Consider the following 20792-nt stretch of genomic DNA (forward strand, 5'->3'; position numbering starts at 1 on the left):
TTTTGAATATTATTTATTCAACCGTGACACTCTTAGCTAGGTTTCTTGGCTGATCTACATCATACCCTCTATGCAAACTTGCATAGTAAGCAATTAATTGACCAGGAATGATCCCCAATAATGGTGTCAATAAGTCGTTTACGGTTGGTAAAATGATCTGATCATCTGCTTCAGCAGATTCTTCGCTGACAATCGTCAAGGCTTTTGCCCCACGCGCAGTCACTTCTTGTAAGTTACCACGCGTGTGCGCAATCGTTTTGGCATCCATTAAGAATGCAATAACGGGTGTCCCCTCTTCAATCAAAGCGATGGTGCCATGTTTTAATTCGCCGGCTGCAAATCCTTCAGCTTGGATGTATGAAATTTCTTTTAACTTCAAAGCAGCTTCTAAACTCAAGGCATAATCTTCACCACGACCAATATAAAAGGTATTGCGTGTTGTTTGTAAGTAATCAGTCGTCAAGGTTTCAATCTGTTCTTTTTCGCTCAATAAAGCTTCCATGCCAGTAGCGACTAAGCCTAATTCATGATGTACATCGAATTGTTCTGCTAGCACCAGTTGATTGTGGCGTCCAAGCGCAACAGCCAAGAATAATTCAACTGCAATTTGTGCAGTGTAGGCTTTCGTTGAAGCAACCGCAATTTCTGGGCCTGCATGCAATAATAATGTGTAATCAGCTTCCCGTGAAAGTGTTGACCCTTGGCTATTAGTGATGGTCAAGCTTGGATAATGTAAGGCATTAGTTTGTACCAACACTTGGCGACTATCAGCAGTTTCGCCACTTTGTGTTAAAAAGATAAAGAATGGCTTTTCAGATAATAGCGGCATGTGATAGCCGAATTCACTAGCAACATGTACTTCGACAGGCTTGTGTGTTAATGTTTCAAACAAGGTCTTCCCGATTAAACCGGCATGATAACTTGTCCCAGCCGCCACGATATAGAGGCAATCTGCATCATTCATTGCACTGAGTAACGCTGAGTCGATTTTAAGCTCTCCATCAGCAGCTACGTATTCGTTCAATAAACGCCGCATAACAGCTGGTTGTTCGTCGATTTCTTTTAACATGTAGTGGGGGTATGTGCCCTTGCCCGCTGCATCAGCATCCATTTCAACATGATAGCTTTCGCGGTGAATAAAAGTGCCGTCTAAATCTTCAATTTGAACACTTTGTTTCGTGAGTGTCACCATTTCACGATCATGGATTTCAATAAAATCTTTTGTTTCATTCAACATCGCTAATGCATCCGAGCACACAACGTTAAAGCCATCACCTACACCGATTAACAATGGCGATTTATTCTTAGCAACGTATAAGGTGTTAGGATCATCACGATCGACCATGACAAATGCGTATGAGCCTTCAATCAACGTTAAAGCCTTCCGGAAGGCTTCCTTAGCTGATAATTGTTCTGTCTTAGCAAGGTAAGCAATCAACTGAACAGCGACTTCCGTATCGGTTTGACTGACAAAATGGACATCCTCCAAGTATGTTTCTTTTAAAGCTAAATAGTTAGTTAACACGCCGTTGTGAACCAAGTAAAAACGACCATCTTCAGAAACATGCGGATGCGCATTATCACGACTCGCAACACCATGCGTTGCCCAACGCGTATGACCAACACCGATTGTTCCTTGTACTTCAGGCCCAACCGCTGCTTCTAGAACGCTAATTTTACCGGGTTCTTTAACTAAGTAGTCATGCCCAGTTTTGCTGTTCACGTAAATGCCCGCTGAATCGTAACCACGATACGCCAACTTCTCTAATCCGTTTAATAAAATTTCAGTTGTCTTTTCATTGCCAATTACGCCTACGATTCCACACATTATAAAAATCCTCTTTTCAACTTTGGTTTAATATTTTTTAATCAATTGGTACAACACTTAAATATAATAGCACCAACGATTTTAATGTCAACATTTTTATTGGTATATATAAATTTATAATTTTGGTATAGTCCAAATATTTTCCGCTATCTAGCGCTTTTATGCTATACTAAGACCAGTCAATTTTAGAAAAGGAGTTTCTGTAATGAAAAAGAGCATCTTGTTAATTCGAAGTATTTCTCTTCTTGGCCTATTAGTCGGACTGAGCTTTATCGTCGTTGCACCTAAAACAATCGCCTTACATATTGCCGCCAATAACATTGTCGATTCAACCGGTAGTAAATACATGCTACTATTAGAACCCGCTTTATTAATCATCGTGAATGAAGTCAGTGTTTTCAATCTCAAACGTTACCGCAAAAATTATCATTTGACTGATGCACCTATCATACTTGTCAAAGAATGGTATCTGATATCCGCTGCTGTTGTCTTATTGGTTGTCTTTGGTTTTCTGATGTACGAACAAGTCACATTGCGTTAGAAGAATGGGCTCTTAAATAAAATTGCACCAAAAAAACCCGTCAACACAATGTTGACGGGCTTTTTTAGTTTGATTCAAGTGAGAACGTGCTTTTCAAGCTAGTGCTCAAAAGTTGACCAACTTGAACGCGCTTCTCGAGTAGCCATTTCCGGTGAACTGCAAAATGGGGATTATGGCAAGAAACACCATAACCCCCATTTTACTGTTAATCCTCAAAGCCTAACCAACTCGCGTCAGCACTCCCTTTAATTATGCGCCAATTTCAGCTTTAACAACCGCTGCGATTTGATCAGCATATTGATTTACTTTTTCTTCTGTTGCAGCTTCACACATTACTCGTAGCAATGGTTCTGTCCCACTTGGACGAACCAAGACGCGGCCATCACCATTCATTTCTTTTTCAACGGTATCAATGGCAGCTTGGATCTTGTCATTTGTTAACCAAGCATCCTTGTCCTTAACTGTTAAGTTAACGAGTTTTTGTGGGTAAGTTTGAACAGGAGCTGCTAATTCAGATAACTTCTTACCAGTTTGTTTCATGACGTTTAAGAGTTGAATCCCGGTTAACATCCCATCACCTGTATTGTGGTAATCAAAGATGATGATGTGTCCTGATTGTTCGCCACCAAGGTTATAGCCTTTTTCACGCATTTCTTCAACGACGTGACGATCCCCAACGTCTGTTTGGACTGATTGCATGTTGTTGGCTTCAATCGCTTTATACAAGCCGATATTACTCATAACAGTTGTGACAATCGTATCTTGTTTTAAACGACCCTTATCAGATAAATATTGACCGAGAATGAACATAATCTTGTCCCCATCAATAATATTACCTAATTCGTCAACTGCGATACACCGATCCCCGTCACCATCAAATGCTAGTCCAACTTGCGCGCCTGTTTCAAGCACTCTTTTAGCAACATTTTCTGGGTGTGTTGAACCGACACCATCGTTGATATTCAAACCATCTGGATGGGTTGCCGTTGTTGTAAATTCTGTTTCTAGATCAGCAAATACGCGGCTAATTAAACCACTGGTTGAACCGTTTGCGCCATCCAATGCCACTTTAATCCCAGCTAAATCATCAGGAATCGTGTGTTCTAAGAATTGGGTATACTTCAAAGCACCTTCTGGATATTCTTCCACCGTCCCCAGACCAGCGCCTTCTGGACGTGGTAAAGTATCTTCTTCGGCATCAATAATTGCTTCAATTTCTTCTTCAGTTGCGTCTGGTAATTTGTAACCATCTGCGCCGAAGAATTTAATTCCATTATAGATAGCGGGGTTATGTGAGGCTGAAATCATAATGCCGGCACTTGCTTCTTGAACCTTAATTAAATAGGCAACCGCAGGTGTTGTCACCACGCCTAATGATAAGACTTCAATCCCAACTGATAATAAGCCGGAAATCAAAGATTGTTCTAACATTTGGCCTGAAATACGTGTGTCACGAGCCACCAAAACCTTTGGCCGTTGATCCTTATCAGCGTGCTTGGTCAAAACGTAACCACCCGCACGTCCTAATTTAAAAGCCATTTCTGGGCTTAATTCTAAGTTGGCAACGCCACGTACACCATCAGTTCCAAAATACTTTGTCATATTTAATTATCTCCATTCATCCTGCTAAAATCTTTAGCGTTGATTATTGATTTACATCGGTATTTGCTTTACTACTTTCACTTGAGCTTGATTGACTACTTGATTGGCTGTTACTTGAACTTGACTCAACGGGCGCACTACTTGATGTTTGTGCCGTACTTTCAGACGGCGCTTCAACAGTATTAGTAGCACTCGTATTGGTCGTATCTGGAGTCACCGTAATTGTCACCTTAATGGCACTTGGCGTACTCTCATAAATGTTGTGTGGTAAAGCCACTTTAACCGTCTTTGAAGTTGAACTCGTGATTGACGATAAATCGACACTCACTGGTAACGACGTCAACTTGGCTAAAGCTGTTTGACGACCATACACGGTCACTGAATCAGTTGTTGATGACAGACTGTAGCTGTAGCCACTTTTTTCACCGGCCTTTTCCAAACTAATCGGGAGTGTTTTCTTACTCATTTGAACCAATATCTTAACGTTAACGGTTTGTGGTGAAATTAAAACATTTAACGCTTTCCCATTGCGATCAACAGCTTGCAACAAGACTTCTTCATTGATGTCTTTTTTGGTGCCTTCATCGGGATCAACAGTGGCTACTACTTGCGACACAGCATTTACTGCTGATTTTGCACCACTGACTTCAACCACGTCTTGACTTAGTTTTGGATTTCCTAGACTATACCCGGCCGCTAAGTTTTCTTTCTTAACATTGACCTGCACAGGGAATTGCTTTGTCACTTTGTGCTCAATGTGGACCTTAATTTCTTTAGGTTCAATCGTGACTTTGATATCTTTATTAATCCCCGTCTGTTTTAACTTGACGGTGTGATCACCAGGACCCAGCTTCGTTAAATCGCCAATCACGCGGAAATTTAATGTGTTAACTGCTGATGTGACTAGCGCATTCGGCCCGGATAATTTCACTTTGACCTTTTGTGGATAGCCGGTAATGAAATACCGATCAGTATCCGCATTAATCTGGAGCGGCACTTTTACGGTTTCCGTGCGGGTTGCTAGCATCTGTGTATCATTGTTATTCGTCTGGCGCGTCGTGTTAATTTCATCCAAATTGACATAACCAAACAGTAACAACGCTAGAAATAACGCTAAAATTCGATAGAGCCATGGGCCTTCAACAAACTTTTTCATCATTTCTGGCCTCCTTTTTTGAAGCCATCAACAAATTCTTGTAAGAGACTCGTTTTGTTTTCCTCTTGGGTAATCAAATGCGAGTTGAAGTACTTCATATAATCATCACGGCTTAAATCACGCATTAACTCGTTATTGCGCGTTAATGTGACACCACCGGTTTCTTCAGAAACAACAATCGTCAAAGCATCCGTTACTTCACTAATCCCAACGGCTGCCCGATGTCTGGTCCCTAATTCTTTGGGAATTAAATTACTCTCTGAAAGTGGTAGATAAGCGGCCGCAACGGCAATCTTATCATCGCGAATTATGACCGCCCCATCATGCAATGGTGTATTCGGGATAAAGATGTTAATTAATAACTCCCCCGTCACATCCGCATCCAAATCAATCCCAGTTTCGATATAATCTTCCAAACCGGTATTCATTTGAATTGTAATCAGCGCCCCGATACGCCGTTTCGACATATACTGAATCGACTTATCGAGGGCTTTAATTAAATTATTTTCTTGTTCAATCTTGGGATTAACGCCGCGTCGTAGTAGCGATCCACGTCCGATATGTTCCAAACCACGTCTAATTTCGGGTTGAAAAATAACGATCAACGCAATCACAATCCAGCTGATAAATTGATCCATAATGTACGAAACAGTTCGTAGACCAATGTACCAACTGATAACCTTAATCAGCGCAATGACTATAATGCCTTTAAACAATTGGACGGCTTTGGTACCGCGAATCAACATGATTAATTTATACACAAAATACCAGACAACGATGATGTCTAGCACATTTGCGAGCATCCGCCATGTTAATAACTGTGACCATTCAAATGACATAGGTAACCTCCATCCAAAAAAATTCTGTATCTATTATACCATGAACCATTTCAATCTGCTCATTGTACTTTTAATGTTGCATTTTAAACTCTAAAAATAAATCATTATAACGGCCAACCGCAGTTGGTGATAAATCGCTATAAACTTGCAAGCGATCGATCACCTTTTGACTTGGATAATAGCCTGGGTTATTCCGTGTTGCTGCTGGCAAGAGTGCTTTGGCCGGTATATTGGGCGTTGAATAACCAATATATTCAGCATTTTGAGCCGCGTTTTTGGGCTCTAACATAAAGTTTAAGAAGGCATAGGCCGCCTTTTCATGTTTTGCCGTCTTGGGAATCACTAGATTATCAAACCATAGATTGCTGCCCTCTTCTGGAATTACATAGTGCAAATGGGGATTATTATCCAACATCTCGGCAGCTTCACCGGACCAAGTCACAGCAACACTCGCTTCATTTTGAACCATATACATCTTAATTTCGTCAGCTACAATCGCTTTGACATTTGGTGCCATCTGATCAAGCTTGTCCTTAGCCGCCTTTAAAACCGCCGGATTCGTGCTATTGACTGACTGGCCATTTTCGATCAAGCCCACGGCCATCATATCCCGAGCACTATCGACTACCATAATTTGGCCGCGATAATCTGGTGACCATAGATCTGACCAATGTGTCAGTGGTTTTTTAACCAATTGATCGTTGTAGATAATCCCGAGTGTGCCCCAGAAATAAGGCAATGAATACTTATTCCCAGGATCAAATGATTGATTCAAAAAATCCTTGCCAATATTTTGATAGTCGGTTAAGCGACGATGATCAATCGGTTTAAGTAAGTGTGCTTTGCGCATCTTTTCAATCATGTACTCACTTGGCACCGCTAAATCGTAAGCAGTCCCACCCTGCTTAATCTTCGTGTACATCGCTTCGTTGCTATCAAACGTCTCAACCGAAACGTGATAACCAGTTTGCTTTTCAAACTTTTTAATAAGTGCTGGGTCGATATAATCGCCCCAGTTATATAATGTTAATGTATTATTTTTCGTATAACCTTGTGATTTTTGTAATTCAACCGTCCCAAACCAAAGGGCTGCACAGACCACTAAAATCGCTAAAGTGATGCGTCCTAATTTATTCATTTTAAGCCCCCGCTTTCCGTTTACGCCGTGCTTTTTGGGCTTGGCTTCTTTGATTCAATAAATAGTAGCCGGCCACAAGGATTAAGGAGAAGACAAACATCAAGGCAGATAATGCGTTGATTTCTAGACTAATTCCTTGACGCGCTCTGGAGTAAATTTCAACGGAGAGCGTTTCAAACCCGTTCCCAGTGACAAAGAAGGTTACGGCAAAATCATCTAGCGAATAGGTGAACGCCATGAAAAAGCCTGCAAAAATGCCGGAACTAATGTACGGTAAAATAACTTTACTCAGGACTTGCCAGTCAGTCGCACCTAAATCACGTGCCGCATCAACTAATGCTGGCCGCATTTCATTTAACTTCGGCAAAACCATCAAGACAACAATCGGAATTGAAAAAGCGATATGGCTCAGTAAAACTGAACCAAAGCCCAAACCAAAACCTAAGAACGTGAAGAAAATCAAAAAACTTGCCCCGATAATGACATCGGGTGAAACCATTAAAATATTGTTCAGCGATAAAATCATATTGCGCACACGCCGTTGCTTCGTTGAATAAATCCCTAACGCCCCAAACGTCCCCACAATCGTCGCACATAAAGATGATAGAATCGCGATTAATAACGTTTGTAACACAATTTCAATCATCCGAGTATCTTCAAACAAGGCCTGATAATTTGCCCAGGTAAATGCCTTGAAGCCATTCATATTATCCCCACTGCTAAATGAATAGAAAATCAAATAGAAAATCGGTGCGTACAATAAGACAGAGACAAGCACTAACCAAACGTTTTGCCATTTCATTTTTTTCATTTGTTAGTCACCTTCTTCTTTGCTTTTTGCTCCCCGGTTACCAGCATGATTAAGCCCATGGCGACGATTAAGACCACCCCGATGGTCGAGCCCATTCCCCAGTTCATTGTTGTGAGGAAGTGTTCTTCAATCGCAGTCCCCAGCGTAATCACGCGGTTACCCCCGATTAGACGCGTCAACATGAATAAGGATAACGATGGAATAAAGATGGCCTGTATCCCGGCTTTAACCCCAGCCATTGTTAACGGTAAGATGACTTTCGTAAAGGTTTGCCAACTACTTGCGCCAAGATCACGACTTGCATTGACCAATGATGGATTCAATTCTTCTAAACTATTAAATATCGGCAAAATCATAAACGGAATTTCAATATAGGTCGCCACCACTAAGAAACTGAAATTCGTAAATAAAATCTGTTGTGGCCCAATCCCGAACCACCCCAAAAAATGATTAATGGCACCATCTTGACTAAAAATCCCGATAAACGCATAAGCTTTCAGTAATAAGTTAATCCATGTCGGTAAAATAATTAATAATAGCCAAAGTTGTTTATGTTTCGTTTGATGAAGCCAATACGCCGTCGGATAACTGATTAATAGCGTAATCAGCGTAATTAAAAAGGCGTACCATATCGAATTTAATGTCATCTTCAAGTAAGTACCTGACTGGAAATAGGTCGTGTAGTTGACCAATGTCGCATGCCCATTGATATCAAAGAAGGACTGGTACACAATCAATGCGACTGGTGCGAGGACGAACAAAATTAGCCAGAGGGCATATGGTAAGTAATATAACCATTGTTTTTTACGCAATTGCCTTAGTCCTCCTCTTCGTAACTTTCAAGTCGTGCATCGAAATCTTCTTCTGATTCCCCAAAACGCATGATGTGCACATCTTCTGGTTCAAAGAATAAGCCGACTCGTTGACCATCTTTAGCTGGGTTAGTTGAATGAATCAACCACCGGTTTTGATCCGCATCATAGGCCGTAATTTCATAATAGTCACCACGGAATAGCTGCGTATCAACCGTTACCACTAATTGGCCTTGGTCAACGGCAACAATGTCTAGATCTTCAGGACGAAGCACCACTTCAACTGCTTCGTTGACCCGCATCCCGGCATCGGCACATTCGAACTGCTTGCCGACCATTTCAACTTGATAATCAGCAACCATTTTACCTGGCAGAATATTACTTTCCCCGATAAAATCGGCTACGAAATGGTTGATCGGTTCGTCATAAATGTCGACAGGTGTCCCACTTTGCAACACGCGCCCTTCGTTCATAACAAAAATTTCATCACTCATCGCTAAGGCTTCTTCTTGATCATGCGTTACAAATAAGAACGTGATCCCTAACCGTTGTTGTAAATCGCGTAGTTCATATTGCATATCTTTTCGTAATTTCATATCGAGTGCTGATAGAGGTTCATCTAGTAGCAAGACTTTTGGTTCATTGGCCAAAGCGCGCGCAATCGCTACTCGTTGTTGTTGCCCACCTGATAACTCACTAATTTCGCGATTCTCATATCCGGCAAGGCGCACCAATTTAAGGGCTTCAATCACTTTTTCTTTAATCGCTGCTTTTTTAACTTTACGTAGATTTAACCCAAATGCAACATTCTCAAAGACATTTAGATGGGGAAATAAGGCATAATCTTGAAAAACCGTATTGACTTGGCGCTTATTGGCCGGTAAATCGTTCATCTTCTGCCCTTCAAATAAAACATCCCCGGCAGACGCATTGGTAAATCCGGCGATAATTCTTAAAATAGTTGTCTTACCACAGCCAGACGGCCCTAGTAAGGTATAAAACTTACCTTTTTCCAACGCAATGTCGATGCCCTTTAAAATTTGGACATCGTCGTATTCTTTAATGACATTTTTAAATTCCACCATTGGTTGTTGCATCTTCTTCTTCGTCCCCTTTATCTTTAGCACTCTCAGACTCGTTATTAGTTGACTAATATCCTATTAATTATACCGTTTCCGAGACGCAATGCCAATTCAAAGCGAACATTGTTGTATAATGGAGTTAAATAATTATTTAGAAATGAGGTTGTAATCATATGGTCGCCTATCAAGCACTCGTTTTAGAACAAACCGATACTACTGTCAGTGCCACTTATCAAACTAAGTTAACGCCAGACCTCGCTAAAGACGGGGTGTTAGTCAAAGTCGCCTATTCTGATATTAACTACAAAGACCGGCTCGCTATGAATCCTAAAAGTGGCGTCTTACGTCACTACCCCATGACACCTGGCGTTGATTTTGCTGGCGAAGTTGTCGAATCGGATAATCCGTTCTTTGAAGCGGGCGATCAGGTGTTATGTACGGGTTATGAAACTGGCATTACAATCGCTGGGGGCTACGCTGAATATGTCAAAGTCCCTAGTGAATGGCTCTTTAAGTTGCCCGAAAATCTTAGTCTTGCTGAAACGATGCAGTTTGGGACGGCCGGTTTCACCGCCGCAATTGCGCTCAGCAAATTATTACGCCAAGCCTTTACAGCCGATCATGACACCCCACTCTTAATTACGGGTGCCACTGGCGGAGTCGGAAGTTTCGCACTTACCATCCTCGCGCAGCTTGGCTTCACAAATCTAACGGCAACTACGCGTGACTTGCAACAAACCGATTATTTATTGCACCTTGGTGCGACCCATGTTATTAATACAGCTGACCTAACTGCTGGTCCGCTTAAAGCGCTCAGCCATCAGACATTCACCGGGGTTATTGATACGCTTGGCGGTCCTGTTTTAGCCCACATCTTACCGCAAGTTTGTGCCGGCGGATTCGTAGCAACTTGTGGCAATGCCGCTGGTGCAACCCTAGAAACAACAGTGATGCCGTTTATTCTACGTGGGATTACCTTAGCCGGAATTGATTCAGTCTATTACCCGCGCAAAGACCGTAAAGAACTCTGGCAATTACTCGCCACGACGTTTAAACCGGAAATTTGGCCAACAGTTAACTTGGTCGCCTTTTCTGATTTAGCCCGAGAACTTAGCCAGAAGACGCATAAAACTGGGCGCGTACTGGTCGCCTTTTAACCCAAAATAAAAAGCCCCGCCAAATGATTTGGCGGGGCTTTTTATCGTCTAACGACGTTCAAATTGATACTTAGGTTCTTCAAGCTCTGGATCGTAATCAACCTGTAAATCATAATCGGCAAAAAACCATTCGTCCGATTGACTCGCAAAATAGGTAATACCATCTTTAACAACCGAACCAATTGGCTGCTCAACAGTGGCGCATTCCATGCCCAATGAAAAGCCATCATGCACGGCCGTTTGACCATACACTTTGCCAAAAAAGCGGACTGCATCCCCCGATTGTAAGGCTAATTCGTCGCGAAACCATTGACTTGCTGCATCTGACACCTGAATTTGCATGTTAAACTCCTCCTGATTAATCGACTAGTTGGTTCTTAATCGCATAAATTGCCGCTTGGGTGCGATCATCCACTTGTAACTTCGCCAAAATATTTGAAACGTGCGTCTTGACCGTTTTTAACGTAATGAATAATTCATCCGCAATCTCTTGATTACTACGGCCTTTGGCAATCAAGCCTAAGACTTCACGTTCGCGATTAGTTAAGTCTTCATATAGCTTAGGTTCAGCCGGATGTGTTAAGCGATTCATCATCTTATTCGTCACTTCTGGCTCTAAAACCGATTGTCCTTGCGCCGTTTTACGAATCGTATTGGCAATTTCCTCGGCTGTAGAAGTTTTTAATATGTAACTGGCCGCACCGGCTTCAATCGCCGGATAAACTTTCTCATCATCGATAAAACTCGTTAAGATAATGATTTTGGCTTCAGGCCACGCCTTTAAAATCGTTTTGGTGGCCTCAATGCCATCCATCTCAGGCATCACTAAGTCCATTAAAATCGCGTCAGGACGTAATGCAAGCGCCTTTTCGACACCTTCTTTACCATTGACGGCTTGATCGACGACATGAATATCGTCTTGAACCCCTAAATACGTTGAGATGCCTAATCGCACCATTTCATGGTCGTCTACTATCAATACATTAATCACTTAATTGGTCTCCTTTAATAGTGGCACTCGAATTTCAACACTCGTTCCCTGGTTAGGCAAACTAATAATTTTTGCCGTCCCCCCAACACTATGGGCCCGTTCGACAATGTTCTTTAACCCATAACTGCCGGCTTTTTGCTCAGCATTCGTATCAAACCCGGTCCCGTCATCAATTACCTTTAGTAAAACACTCTGACCGAGTTGTTTCAAGTATACTTCAATCTCTTGGGCCTTCGCATGCCGTAGTGTGTTTGACAGCAACTCTTGGACAATTCTAAATAAATTATCTTCGATGCCACTTGGTAACGTTATGCTATCAATGTCCCATGTAATCTGAATCGCAATTTTGGTCTTCAATTCGTTCAATAACTGAATGATCCCATCGCGTAAACTCTTGCCTTCCAAATTAACTGGTCGTAGATGCAAGAGTAAGGCCCGCATTTCTGATTGAGCCTCATTTAACACCCGTTCAACTGTCGTTAAGGACTGCAACATCTGTGCGTTATCAGCTTGTTTTTGCGCAACTTCACTGAGTGCCGACAACATCATCGTCGCCGCAAATAGTTGCTGACTCACTGAATCATGTAACTCGCGTGCTAAACGATGCCGTTCTTGCGCTAGAATTTCTTCCTTGGTTTCACCAGCAATCACGGTCGGCCGATCACTATAACTTTGAATCTCTTGTTGTAAGCGTATCATTTTTTGGCGTAGTTGTTCAACTGTTTGCTCGATTGACATCGCGTAGTCATTGGTTTCGCTCTGTCTAATCTGAAAAACAGGCGATTCATACTGTCCAGAAAGTAAAAATTGTAACTGGCTTTCAGTATGGGATAATTGCTTACGTACGACAAGATAGACGATTGCGGTAACTAAAAAGCCTACTGCCATTGCGGCCACCACAATATAAACAATCAGTGGTACATAGAATAATTGCTTCGTGGCCAAACTAATCAGCCATTGTTCCTGATGCGTACTGTAGAAATACGCAAAAAATAACGCCACTGAAAACAGAAGCGTCAACAAACTCGTGCTGATCCATATAAAGCTCCGCGTTAACTTGCTCATACTAAGATCACCTCAAGATCACCAATCATTACGTTGGTAATGATTTTAAGGTGGCGACTTTCTTCATCATAGTTTGTACTATACAACTGAATCGACTCATTTTTCAAATTATAGTGCTGATTGTCGATTGTCACACTCCCTAACATTGCAGAGTGATCAAGATAGACACCGGTCCCGACAGGCACTAAAATCCGTGTCTTTCCAAACCCCTTACGGATGACAATATGGTTGTCATTCTTGGGTAAAATGGTGCTCCCTAAATCGATAATTGTATCACCGGCAGCGACCGCGAAGTTAATATCATCCCATTCAAAAATGTTATTGCCAATTGTCTGATGACCAAACCAACTATGCCGCTTGACTGTTGTCTTTTTCGCGGTGGGTTCCGTCGTATTAACGGGAATAAATTTTTTCTTGCGCCAAGGGGCATTATCAAACAACTGATTCATATTGCGGCTGCTAAACTGTCCCATTCGGCTATGATTTAAGGCTAAAAAGACGACCGCAACAATAATCATTAACCATAACGAGAAATTAATTAACAGTGGTACCGTAACAGCTACGCAACCGACCATCGTTAACAAAGTCGTCCAGACACCGATTTTACCTTTACTACGACGTTTGTTGGCCCAGACTAAGAGTAAAATACCTGCAATGATGAACACTAAATTTGCGGGTATCGTAATCATCTGCCAAATGAACGTCCCGAAGATAATCGCTTCTATTATTAAAAAAACGCGCCAGATAAACGGCATATTTACGGTCCCCTTTCAACTGATTAATATTATTATACAAGCAAACCAGATAAACACCAATCCGTCTCAAGGCTGATTAACGAATTAACGGCAAAATAAAAAAGCCACGGGATTGATTTCCGTGGCTTTTTTGAAACGTGCTTTTTGGCTGCAACAACTTCTGCTTAATCTAAAATTGGCAGTCATCCTAAAATCTGGATGACTGCCAATTTTGTATTAATGCTCAGTTGCTAACCGCACCCAAAAGCACTCTATTCTTAAACGTGCTTTTTCGAACAACCTTTTCCGGTTAGCTACAAAACGGGTGTCATGGTCAAAATTCGACCATAACACCCGTTTTTACGTTAATCCTCAAAGACTAACCCGTTCGAAACGCACTTTATTTAACTTCTGTAATTGTGACGTGCATGTCGCCGCCTGGTGTTTGCACAGCTACTTTATCACCAACGTGTTTGCCAAGTAATGCTTGGGCAATTGGTGAATCATTTGAAATTTTACCACTGAATGGGTCTGATTCTGCAGCACCAACGATTTGGTAAGTTTCTTCTTCACCATCTTCGTCGTCTGTAAAGCTAACTGTTTTACCAACAGCAATTTCATCAGCTGCGATGCTATCAACATCGATTACTTCTGCAAAGCGTAACATATTCTCAACTTCTGCGATGCGTGTTTCCAATGAGCTTTGTTCATCTTTAGCTGATTCATATTCAGAGTTTTCTGATAAATCACCAAAGCTCCGTGCAATTTTAATCCGGTCAATGACTTCTGGTCGTTTTACCATTTTGAGTGTTTCTAGTTCTTCGGCTAACTTTTCTTTGCCTTCTGCAGTCATTGGATAAGTTTTTTGTACCATTTTATCCACCTCTTTATTTTAATTAATAATACTGACTATCTTAATTACTGTGTACGTCCTTGTCAAATCTCAATCTTTAATCGGCATTTAGGATTGATTGAATCTTTGTTACAAGTAAATCAATGGCCACGCGATTATTGCCACCTTCTGGGACAATTAAATCAGCGTAACGCTTGGTTGGTTCAATGAATTCATGGAACATGGGTTTTACCGTCTTAAGATATTGGCCAACCACATCATCAAACGTTCGACCACGGCTTTCCATATCGCGATGCATCCGTCTTAATAACCGAATATCATCATCAGTATCCACATAAACCTTAATATCCATCAAATCCCGTAACCGGGCATCAGCCAATACAAGAATCCCCTCCAAGATAATAACATCTTGCGGTTCAACCCGTTGAATTTCCTCCGTCCGATTATGAATTTTATAATCATAGACCGGTTGTTCAATGGCTTGATGATTTTTTAACATTGATGCTTGTTCGATTAATAAATCGTTGTCAAAAGCATCTGGATGATCATAATTCGTTTGTTGGCGTTGTTCAAACGGAACATCTTGCCGTTTGTAATACGCATCTTGTGGTAATAACATCACTGAGTGATTCGCAAATTTTTGGGCGATAGCCTGGCTAACGGTTGTTTTCCCGCTACCGGACCCGCCTGTAACGCCGATAATGATGGGTGCTTTTTTTTGACTGGACATGGGACGCTCCTTTTATTCTCAACTTCTTTTTGGGCAAACAGAAGTCGACCTCCAATGGCGGTCGACTTCGATAATCCTAAATGAACCTAATCTTCAATCGAATCTGTTGTATCGTTATGTTGTTCGAAGGTTCTTGAGTAATATACTTTACCTGTCTTCAAGTTAGCAACAAAGTAGAGATAATTTTGATCACGATCAGCTGGATTCAAGACGGCTGTGACAGACTGTAAACTAGGTGAGTTAAACGGTCCTGGGCCATAACCTTTATTGATATATAAGTTATATGGTGAATCGACTTTAGTATCTTTGTTATAAAGGTGTGTCTTGTGGGTATTTAATGCATACATTACTGAAATATCAGATTGAATTGGCATATCGATGTCTAAACGGTTAAAGAAGACACCGGCAATCTTTTGGCGATCGACGGCTGTGACCCCTTCACGTTCAACCAATGAAGCTAGCGTTAACGTTTGTTGAACGGTTAACTTCTTATCCTTAATGGTTGCATAATAAGGTTGCATTTTTTGATCCATCGTTGAAACCATTTCGGTGATAATTTCTTTTAATGTACTATCTTTATAAACTTCGTAAGTGGCTGGGAAAAGGTACCCTTCTAAGTGATAGCGGACATCCTTTTGAGCCATTGTTGATGACAATAATGCAGGGTATTTCTTCTCTAAACTTGCTAAGAATTGCTTATCATTCGCTTGTTTGATGAAGGCTGCTTTAGAGAATTTTGTTTGTTTACCAACTTCGGCCGCAATTTCTTCTAAAGTGACCCCTTCTTTAACTAACAATTTGCCCTTCACATCGCGAGGACGGGTTGGTGTGCCTTCTTTTTGTAAGTTAGAGATGATCTTATCTAACCCCATTGATTGTTTCAACACATGATAACCGGCTTGGAAATCCGAGAAATTATGAGTCTTCACATAATAATTAAAGACTGGCGCGCTTCGAATTAATTTTTTATCCTGCAAAATAGCAGCGATTTGTTTATTCGTTGAGCCGTTGGGAATGCGCACGGTAATTTCTTGTTTTGCTTTGGTGTCGTATGGTTTAAGAGATGCTTGTACGTAGCGATATCCCATGAATCCAATAATGACAACAAGCGCTAATAGAATACCGATAATCCAATAGACAATTTTATTTGCTGCTTTTTTTTCTGCACGGCGTTCTTCGTACAATGATTGTGCCGCTTTTTCTTGATTTACTGGCTCCTTTTGATCAACTTTCTTCAAAGGATGACCTCCTAATTGCTCTTTTAAATACAATCCTTAAAACATTATACCAAATTATTCAAAAATTGCATTAAAGATTCGAGATTAACGGATTTTGGCATCAAAAGTAGCAACTAATTCAGCGACTACTTTTTCAAAAGCAGCGTTAACTTCTTCTTCTGTTAAAGTAGCTGCCTCATTGAGGTACGTTAAGGTGTAAGCCATTGACTTCTCACCAGCCTCAATATGACTCCCTGCGTAAACATCGAAAAGTTCAACTGAAACTAAGTGGGCGCCACCCTTTGCTTTGATGGCTTCAACAATTGCGGCATTTGAAACTTGATCAGACACCTGAATTGCAATATCCCGCGTTACTTCAGGGAATTTAGGTGCTGGTTTAGCAATCACTGTTTGGGTTGGCAAGGCTAGGATTTGTGCTAAATCTAATTGGAAAACATAAGTTTCTTTTAAATGATTAGCTTTCGCAACTGCTGGATGAATTTGACCAACAAATCCAACCAGTTGTTCACCAACGTAAATGGCTGCCGTTCGGCCAGGATGCATTTCTGGATAAGCTTGTGTTGGTTGATAACTGATTGCATCCGCTAAGTTGTAACTTGCCATCAACATTTCAACCACACCTTTGATTGTGTAGAAATCAACTGGTGCTGCGGCAGCTTGCCAAGTCTTCATTTGGCGATTGCCACTCATTAAGCCAGCCACATATTCAATTTCTGTTGGCCGAACTTGGTCGTCTGCTTGTTTTAAAAATACCCGTCCTTGTTCGTATAGTGCAAGATCAGTTTGTTTACGTGCCACATTGTAAGCAGCATCGTCCAATAAACCAGTAATCAAGTTCATGCGTAAGTGCGCATGATCTTGCGTCATTGGCCAATCAAGTGCTGTCAGCGCCGAATCAACAAGCGTAAATTGACGCGCTTTTTCAGGGGTCGTTAATGCATAACTAATTGCTTGCGTTAAACCAGCACCTTCAAGTGTATGCCGGGTTTTACGGAGTGCCTTTTGTTCAGTCGTTAATGCCCCGGTTGTCATATCGCCAGTTGGCAATGTGCTTGGTAAGTTATCGTAACCGTATAAACGAGCGACTTCTTCAATGATATCCGCTTGGATTTCAATATCCCAACGCCGTGATGGAATCGTTACTGTTAAATGATTATCAGTATTGACCACACTAAAACCAAATCGTTCTAATAATTCAACAATTGTTTGCGTTGCAATCTCTGTGCCTAAGACGCGATTAATCCGGTCAGCTTCGATTTCAATCACTTTGTCAGTTGGCACTAAGTTAGTTGGGCTAACTGTACCAGCAGTCACTTGCCCATTACCAAGGTCTGCCATCATCATAGCAGCAGCATCTAAGGCTGTTTGAACATCAGCAACATTCACGCCTTTTTCAAACCGTGATGACGCATCTGAACGCAAGTTATGGCGTTGAGCCGTTTTACGAACTGCAGTTGGTGCAAAAACTGCGGCTTCGATAATCACATTTTTCGTATCAGCAGTAATTTGTGAGTTCAAACCACCCATGACCCCTGCTAGCGCAATTGGTTGATGACCATCTGTAATGACGATATCTTCATTTGTTAAGTCATGTTTGCCTTCATCAAGGGTCGTTAATTTTTCGCCCGTCTTGGCTAAACGAACTTCGATTTGTTTGTGATCACCCGTTAGAGCATCCGCATCAAACGCGTGTAAAGGTTGCCCATACGTTAACATCATGTAGTTCGTCACATCAACAAGGTTATTAATGGGGCGGATGCCAGCATTCCATAAACGCGTCTGTAGCCACATTGGACTTGGTTGGACGGTCACGTTTTGCAACATACGCAAGTGATAACTTGGTGCTAATTGTTCATCAGCAACTTGAGCAGTCAATTGATCAGCTGTTTGAACGTTGCTTTCAGTCACTACGATATCTTCAAAATGAGGTGTCAATGATTCAATGGCGGCCACTTCATGGGCCACACCGTGGATGCCAAGCGCATCGGCTCGGTTAGCGGTGAGGTCAAGATCGATAATGTAATCAGTCATCCCAAGTGCTTCATAAACTTCTGTCCCAGGTTCAATTGCTTCTGGGAAGACAAAGATGCCATCAACATATTCCTTAGGCACAACGCTATCGGCAAAGCCAATTTCTTGTAAGCCACAAATCATCCCCATTGAAACCACGCCGCGCATCTTGCCTTTTTTAATCTTAACGTTGTCAGCAATCCGAGAATTAGGTAATGCAACGACTACATATTGGCCAGCAGCGACATTGGGTGCACCACAAACAATTTGGAAGGGTTCATCTTCACCAACATCCACTTGGCAAACATTCAAGTGATCAGAATCCGGATGGGGTTCACAACTTAAAATATGTCCCACCACAATTTTTTTCAAGCCCGCGCTCTTTTGCGCGACATCAGCCACTTCAATCCCTGTTCGGGTAATTTTTTCAGCCAATGCCTCTGGGGCAGTTGTCAAATCTAAATAATCTTTTAACCAGTTGTAAGAAACTTTCATGGTCTAGCCCTCCTGTGTGAATTGATTTAAGAATCGAACGTCATTTAAGTAGAAGTTCCGGATATCATCCACACCATATTTCAACATTGCAAAGCGATCAACCCCGAGCCCAAAGGCGAATCCACCATAGACATCTGAGTCGACACCGCCGGCTTTTAAGACGTTCGGATGTGTCATCCCAGCCCCTAAAACTTCAATCCAGCCAGTTTGCTTGCAGACATTACAGCCTTTACCATCACAACGGAAACAAGAAATATCCACTTCAACAGATGGTTCCGTGAATGGAAAGTAACTTGGCCGGAAACGTAAATCACGGTCTTCACCAAAAATATGGTGAATCGTGTATTCTAAGGTTCCCTTTAAGTCTGCCATTGTAATGTTTTTATCAATCACTTGGCCTTCCATTTGATAGAATTGATGCGAATGCGTTGCATCATCTGTATCACGGCGGTAAACACGGCCGGGACTAATCATCTTAATGGGACCATTAGCAAAGTCATGGTTTTCCAAGTCACGTGCTTCATTGGGTGACATGTGCGTGCGCATCAATAAATCATTAGTAATATAGAACGTATCTTGCATATCACGGGCTGGATGATTAGCTGGCATGTTTAACATTTCAAAGTTATGTTTTTCATCTTCCACTTCATAGCCAGCAACGACTTGATAACCCATTCCGATAAATAAATCTTCTAAATCATCAATCACTTGAGTTAAGACATGCGGGGTCCCTTTTTTGACCGGTTGGCCAGGTAATGTAACATCTAATGTTTCGTGAGCCAGTTGGGCTGCTGCCTTCTTGGCTTCTAATTCTGCCTTCCGGGTTTCGATTGCTTCTGCCAAATCACTCTTGATTTCATTAGCAAATGCCCCCACCTTAGGTCGTTCTTCATTACTTAAATCACGCATGCCGCGTAAAACTTCTGTAATCGGTCCTTTTTTACCGAGCACTTCCACTCGAATTTGATTTAACGCCTCTAAATCAACAACTCTTTGAATTTCTTGCAGACTCTTTTGCTGTAAGTTTTCTAATTGTTCCTTTAATGACATTGCAATTCCTCCTTATTTTTTTCAACAAAAAAAGCCCGTCCCTCAAAAAGGGACGAAGCTTCGCGGTACCACCCTAGTTTACGACCATTCCAGTCATACACTCAAGTTTGCGCTAACGGGCAATACCGGACCAATGGTCAACTCAGAAAGTGAACTTCACCTAAACTTAGTTGAATAACTTGCAGTCAACTGATTATTCTCCCTGAAAACTAATGATTAGGTTACTCTTTTTCGTCTTTGTTTAATAATTGTATTTTAACGTAAATAACCGCAATTAGCAACTAGGCTTCTGTCGCATACCAGTCGTTTGACCAATCGTGAATAGCAGCCATTACTGGCGCTAATTCTTCACCTTTAGTGGTCAATCGATATTCAATCAACGCAGAATCATCACTGGTAATCCGCGCAACAATGCCTTCTTGTTCTAGTTCCTTCAATCGTTCAACCAATACGCGATCACTGCACTTAGGCACACTGTGCACTAAGTTTTTAAACCGTTGTGCCCCGTTTTCTAATAGGACATCGATAATCAGGCCGTTCCACTTCTTACCTAAAATTGAAAAAGTCTTTTCAAATTTAGGACACAGTTGGAAGGCCTCTTAACAGTCAGCATTTGCGTTTTCTTTTACAATCACCATTATTTTCACCTCACACTTATTA

At 41.5% G+C, this 20792-nt stretch carries 20 protein-coding genes and 1 other annotated feature; of the genes, 2 read left to right on the forward strand and 18 right to left on the reverse strand.

What is annotated here, in order from left to right:
- Positions 1-13: 13 nt before the first annotated feature.
- Entirely contained in the window at positions 14-1828 is a 1815-nt protein-coding gene (gene glmS / locus ACF1X7_RS00810) for a glutamine--fructose-6-phosphate transaminase (isomerizing) (protein WP_064777339.1), read from the reverse strand.
- Positions 1829-2033: 205 nt separating this feature from the next.
- Here glmS and ACF1X7_RS00815 point away from each other — a divergent pair, with 205 nt between their 5' ends.
- Complete coding sequence (locus ACF1X7_RS00815; protein ID WP_004265305.1) at positions 2034-2369, forward strand: hypothetical protein; 336 nt, start codon at positions 2034-2036, stop codon at positions 2367-2369.
- Positions 2370-2618: 249 nt separating this feature from the next.
- Here the strand turns inward: ACF1X7_RS00815 and glmM are convergent, their stop codons facing one another.
- The 7 genes from glmM to ACF1X7_RS00850 all read right to left on the reverse strand — a co-directional run bounded on the left by glmM (position 2619) and on the right by ACF1X7_RS00850 (position 9824).
- Positions 2619-3971, reverse strand: a complete 1353-nt coding sequence (gene glmM / locus ACF1X7_RS00820) for a phosphoglucosamine mutase (RefSeq protein WP_004265339.1) — start codon at positions 3969-3971, stop codon at positions 2619-2621.
- Positions 3972-4014: 43 nt separating this feature from the next.
- Entirely contained in the window at positions 4015-5127 is a 1113-nt protein-coding gene (locus ACF1X7_RS00825) for a YbbR-like domain-containing protein (protein WP_411162348.1), read from the reverse strand.
- The gene (gene cdaA, locus ACF1X7_RS00830; protein ID WP_004265257.1) at positions 5127-5966 is read right to left on the reverse strand and encodes a diadenylate cyclase CdaA; all 840 of its coding nucleotides are present in this window, start codon (positions 5964-5966) and stop codon (positions 5127-5129) included. The genes ACF1X7_RS00825 and cdaA overlap by 1 nt, the downstream gene beginning before the upstream one ends.
- A gap of 70 nt (positions 5967-6036) precedes the next feature.
- Positions 6037-7104: an ABC transporter substrate-binding protein gene (locus ACF1X7_RS00835; protein ID WP_411162349.1), complete on the reverse strand. Its 1068-nt coding sequence runs from the start codon at positions 7102-7104 to the stop codon at positions 6037-6039.
- Between the two features lies 1 nt (position 7105).
- The gene (locus tag ACF1X7_RS00840) at positions 7106-7915 is read right to left on the reverse strand and encodes an ABC transporter permease (RefSeq protein ID WP_056966048.1); all 810 of its coding nucleotides are present in this window, start codon (positions 7913-7915) and stop codon (positions 7106-7108) included.
- Complete coding sequence (locus ACF1X7_RS00845; protein WP_069468006.1) at positions 7912-8727, reverse strand: ABC transporter permease; 816 nt, start codon at positions 8725-8727, stop codon at positions 7912-7914. The genes ACF1X7_RS00840 and ACF1X7_RS00845 overlap by 4 nt, the downstream gene beginning before the upstream one ends.
- A 5-nt stretch (positions 8728-8732) precedes the next feature.
- On the reverse strand, positions 8733-9824 hold the full coding sequence (locus tag ACF1X7_RS00850; RefSeq protein ID WP_004265322.1) for an ABC transporter ATP-binding protein: 1092 nt from the start codon (positions 9822-9824) through the stop codon (positions 8733-8735).
- 158 nt (positions 9825-9982) lie between these two features.
- On the opposite strand from ACF1X7_RS00850, the gene ACF1X7_RS00855 reads away from it, so the two are divergent.
- The gene (locus ACF1X7_RS00855; protein ID WP_039099109.1) at positions 9983-10966 is read left to right on the forward strand and encodes a YhdH/YhfP family quinone oxidoreductase; all 984 of its coding nucleotides are present in this window, start codon (positions 9983-9985) and stop codon (positions 10964-10966) included.
- Between the two features lie 48 nt (positions 10967-11014).
- On the opposite strand, the gene ACF1X7_RS00860 is transcribed toward ACF1X7_RS00855, so the two are convergent.
- From ACF1X7_RS00860 to ACF1X7_RS00905, 10 genes are all read right to left on the reverse strand, one after another.
- Positions 11015-11308, reverse strand: coding sequence for a HesB/YadR/YfhF family protein (locus ACF1X7_RS00860; RefSeq protein WP_039099108.1), 294 nt, complete (start codon positions 11306-11308; stop codon positions 11015-11017).
- A gap of 16 nt (positions 11309-11324) precedes the next feature.
- Positions 11325-11957 (reverse strand): response regulator, encoded by a 633-nt coding sequence (locus tag ACF1X7_RS00865; RefSeq protein ID WP_035185961.1) that lies wholly within the window; start codon positions 11955-11957, stop codon positions 11325-11327.
- Entirely contained in the window at positions 11958-13022 is a 1065-nt protein-coding gene (locus ACF1X7_RS00870; protein ID WP_065825458.1) for a sensor histidine kinase, read from the reverse strand.
- Positions 13019-13777: a cell wall-active antibiotics response protein LiaF gene (liaF, locus tag ACF1X7_RS00875; RefSeq protein WP_004265216.1), complete on the reverse strand. Its 759-nt coding sequence runs from the start codon at positions 13775-13777 to the stop codon at positions 13019-13021. Before liaF ends, ACF1X7_RS00870 begins: the two co-directional genes overlap by 4 nt.
- Before the next feature lie 379 nt (positions 13778-14156).
- Positions 14157-14630, reverse strand: coding sequence for a transcription elongation factor GreA (gene greA / locus ACF1X7_RS00880; RefSeq protein WP_004265286.1), 474 nt, complete (start codon positions 14628-14630; stop codon positions 14157-14159).
- Between the two features lie 76 nt (positions 14631-14706).
- Entirely contained in the window at positions 14707-15339 is a 633-nt protein-coding gene (gene udk, locus ACF1X7_RS00885) for a uridine kinase (protein ID WP_039099029.1), read from the reverse strand.
- A gap of 86 nt (positions 15340-15425) precedes the next feature.
- Positions 15426-16577, reverse strand: coding sequence for an endolytic transglycosylase MltG (mltG, locus tag ACF1X7_RS00890; protein WP_081038309.1), 1152 nt, complete (start codon positions 16575-16577; stop codon positions 15426-15428).
- Between the two features lie 84 nt (positions 16578-16661).
- On the reverse strand, positions 16662-19082 hold the full coding sequence (pheT, locus tag ACF1X7_RS00895) for a phenylalanine--tRNA ligase subunit beta (RefSeq protein WP_069468003.1): 2421 nt from the start codon (positions 19080-19082) through the stop codon (positions 16662-16664).
- 3 nt (positions 19083-19085) lie between these two features.
- The gene (pheS, locus tag ACF1X7_RS00900) at positions 19086-20132 is read right to left on the reverse strand and encodes a phenylalanine--tRNA ligase subunit alpha (protein WP_004265294.1); all 1047 of its coding nucleotides are present in this window, start codon (positions 20130-20132) and stop codon (positions 19086-19088) included.
- Positions 20133-20177: 45 nt separating this feature from the next.
- Positions 20178-20379 (reverse strand) — a binding site (T-box leader).
- 34 nt (positions 20380-20413) lie between these two features.
- Positions 20414-20719 (reverse strand): winged helix-turn-helix transcriptional regulator, encoded by a 306-nt coding sequence (locus ACF1X7_RS00905; protein WP_411162354.1) that lies wholly within the window; start codon positions 20717-20719, stop codon positions 20414-20416.
- Positions 20720-20792 lie beyond the last annotated feature (73 nt).

The organism is Latilactobacillus sp. VITA-14 (genome assembly GCF_046580785.1).
Classification (GTDB): domain Bacteria; phylum Bacillota; class Bacilli; order Lactobacillales; family Lactobacillaceae; genus Latilactobacillus; species Latilactobacillus curvatus.

Excerpts from the sequence above, each read along its gene's own strand:
- glmS (WP_064777339.1), bottom strand. The coding sequence starts at position 1,828 with ATGTGTGGAATCGTAGGCGTAATTGGCAATGAAAAGACAACTGAAATT.
- ACF1X7_RS00815 (WP_004265305.1), top strand. The coding sequence starts at position 2,034 with ATGAAAAAGAGCATCTTGTTAATTCGAAGTATTTCTCTTCTTGGCCTA.
- glmM (WP_004265339.1), bottom strand. The coding sequence starts at position 3,971 with ATGACAAAGTATTTTGGAACTGATGGTGTACGTGGCGTTGCCAACTTA.
- ACF1X7_RS00825 (WP_411162348.1), bottom strand. The coding sequence starts at position 5,127 with ATGAAAAAGTTTGTTGAAGGCCCATGGCTCTATCGAATTTTAGCGTTA.
- cdaA (WP_004265257.1), bottom strand. The coding sequence starts at position 5,966 with ATGTCATTTGAATGGTCACAGTTATTAACATGGCGGATGCTCGCAAAT.
- ACF1X7_RS00835 (WP_411162349.1), bottom strand. The coding sequence starts at position 7,104 with ATGAATAAATTAGGACGCATCACTTTAGCGATTTTAGTGGTCTGTGCA.
- ACF1X7_RS00840 (WP_056966048.1), bottom strand. The coding sequence starts at position 7,915 with ATGAAAAAAATGAAATGGCAAAACGTTTGGTTAGTGCTTGTCTCTGTC.
- ACF1X7_RS00850 (WP_004265322.1), bottom strand. The coding sequence starts at position 9,824 with ATGCAACAACCAATGGTGGAATTTAAAAATGTCATTAAAGAATACGAC.
- ACF1X7_RS00855 (WP_039099109.1), top strand. The coding sequence starts at position 9,983 with ATGGTCGCCTATCAAGCACTCGTTTTAGAACAAACCGATACTACTGTC.
- ACF1X7_RS00860 (WP_039099108.1), bottom strand. The coding sequence starts at position 11,308 with ATGCAAATTCAGGTGTCAGATGCAGCAAGTCAATGGTTTCGCGACGAA.
- ACF1X7_RS00870 (WP_065825458.1), bottom strand. The coding sequence starts at position 13,022 with ATGAGCAAGTTAACGCGGAGCTTTATATGGATCAGCACGAGTTTGTTG.
- liaF (WP_004265216.1), bottom strand. The coding sequence starts at position 13,777 with ATGCCGTTTATCTGGCGCGTTTTTTTAATAATAGAAGCGATTATCTTC.
- greA (WP_004265286.1), bottom strand. The coding sequence starts at position 14,630 with ATGGTACAAAAAACTTATCCAATGACTGCAGAAGGCAAAGAAAAGTTA.
- udk (WP_039099029.1), bottom strand. The coding sequence starts at position 15,339 with ATGTCCAGTCAAAAAAAAGCACCCATCATTATCGGCGTTACAGGCGGG.
- pheT (WP_069468003.1), bottom strand. The coding sequence starts at position 19,082 with ATGAAAGTTTCTTACAACTGGTTAAAAGATTATTTAGATTTGACAACT.
- pheS (WP_004265294.1), bottom strand. The coding sequence starts at position 20,132 with ATGTCATTAAAGGAACAATTAGAAAACTTACAGCAAAAGAGTCTGCAA.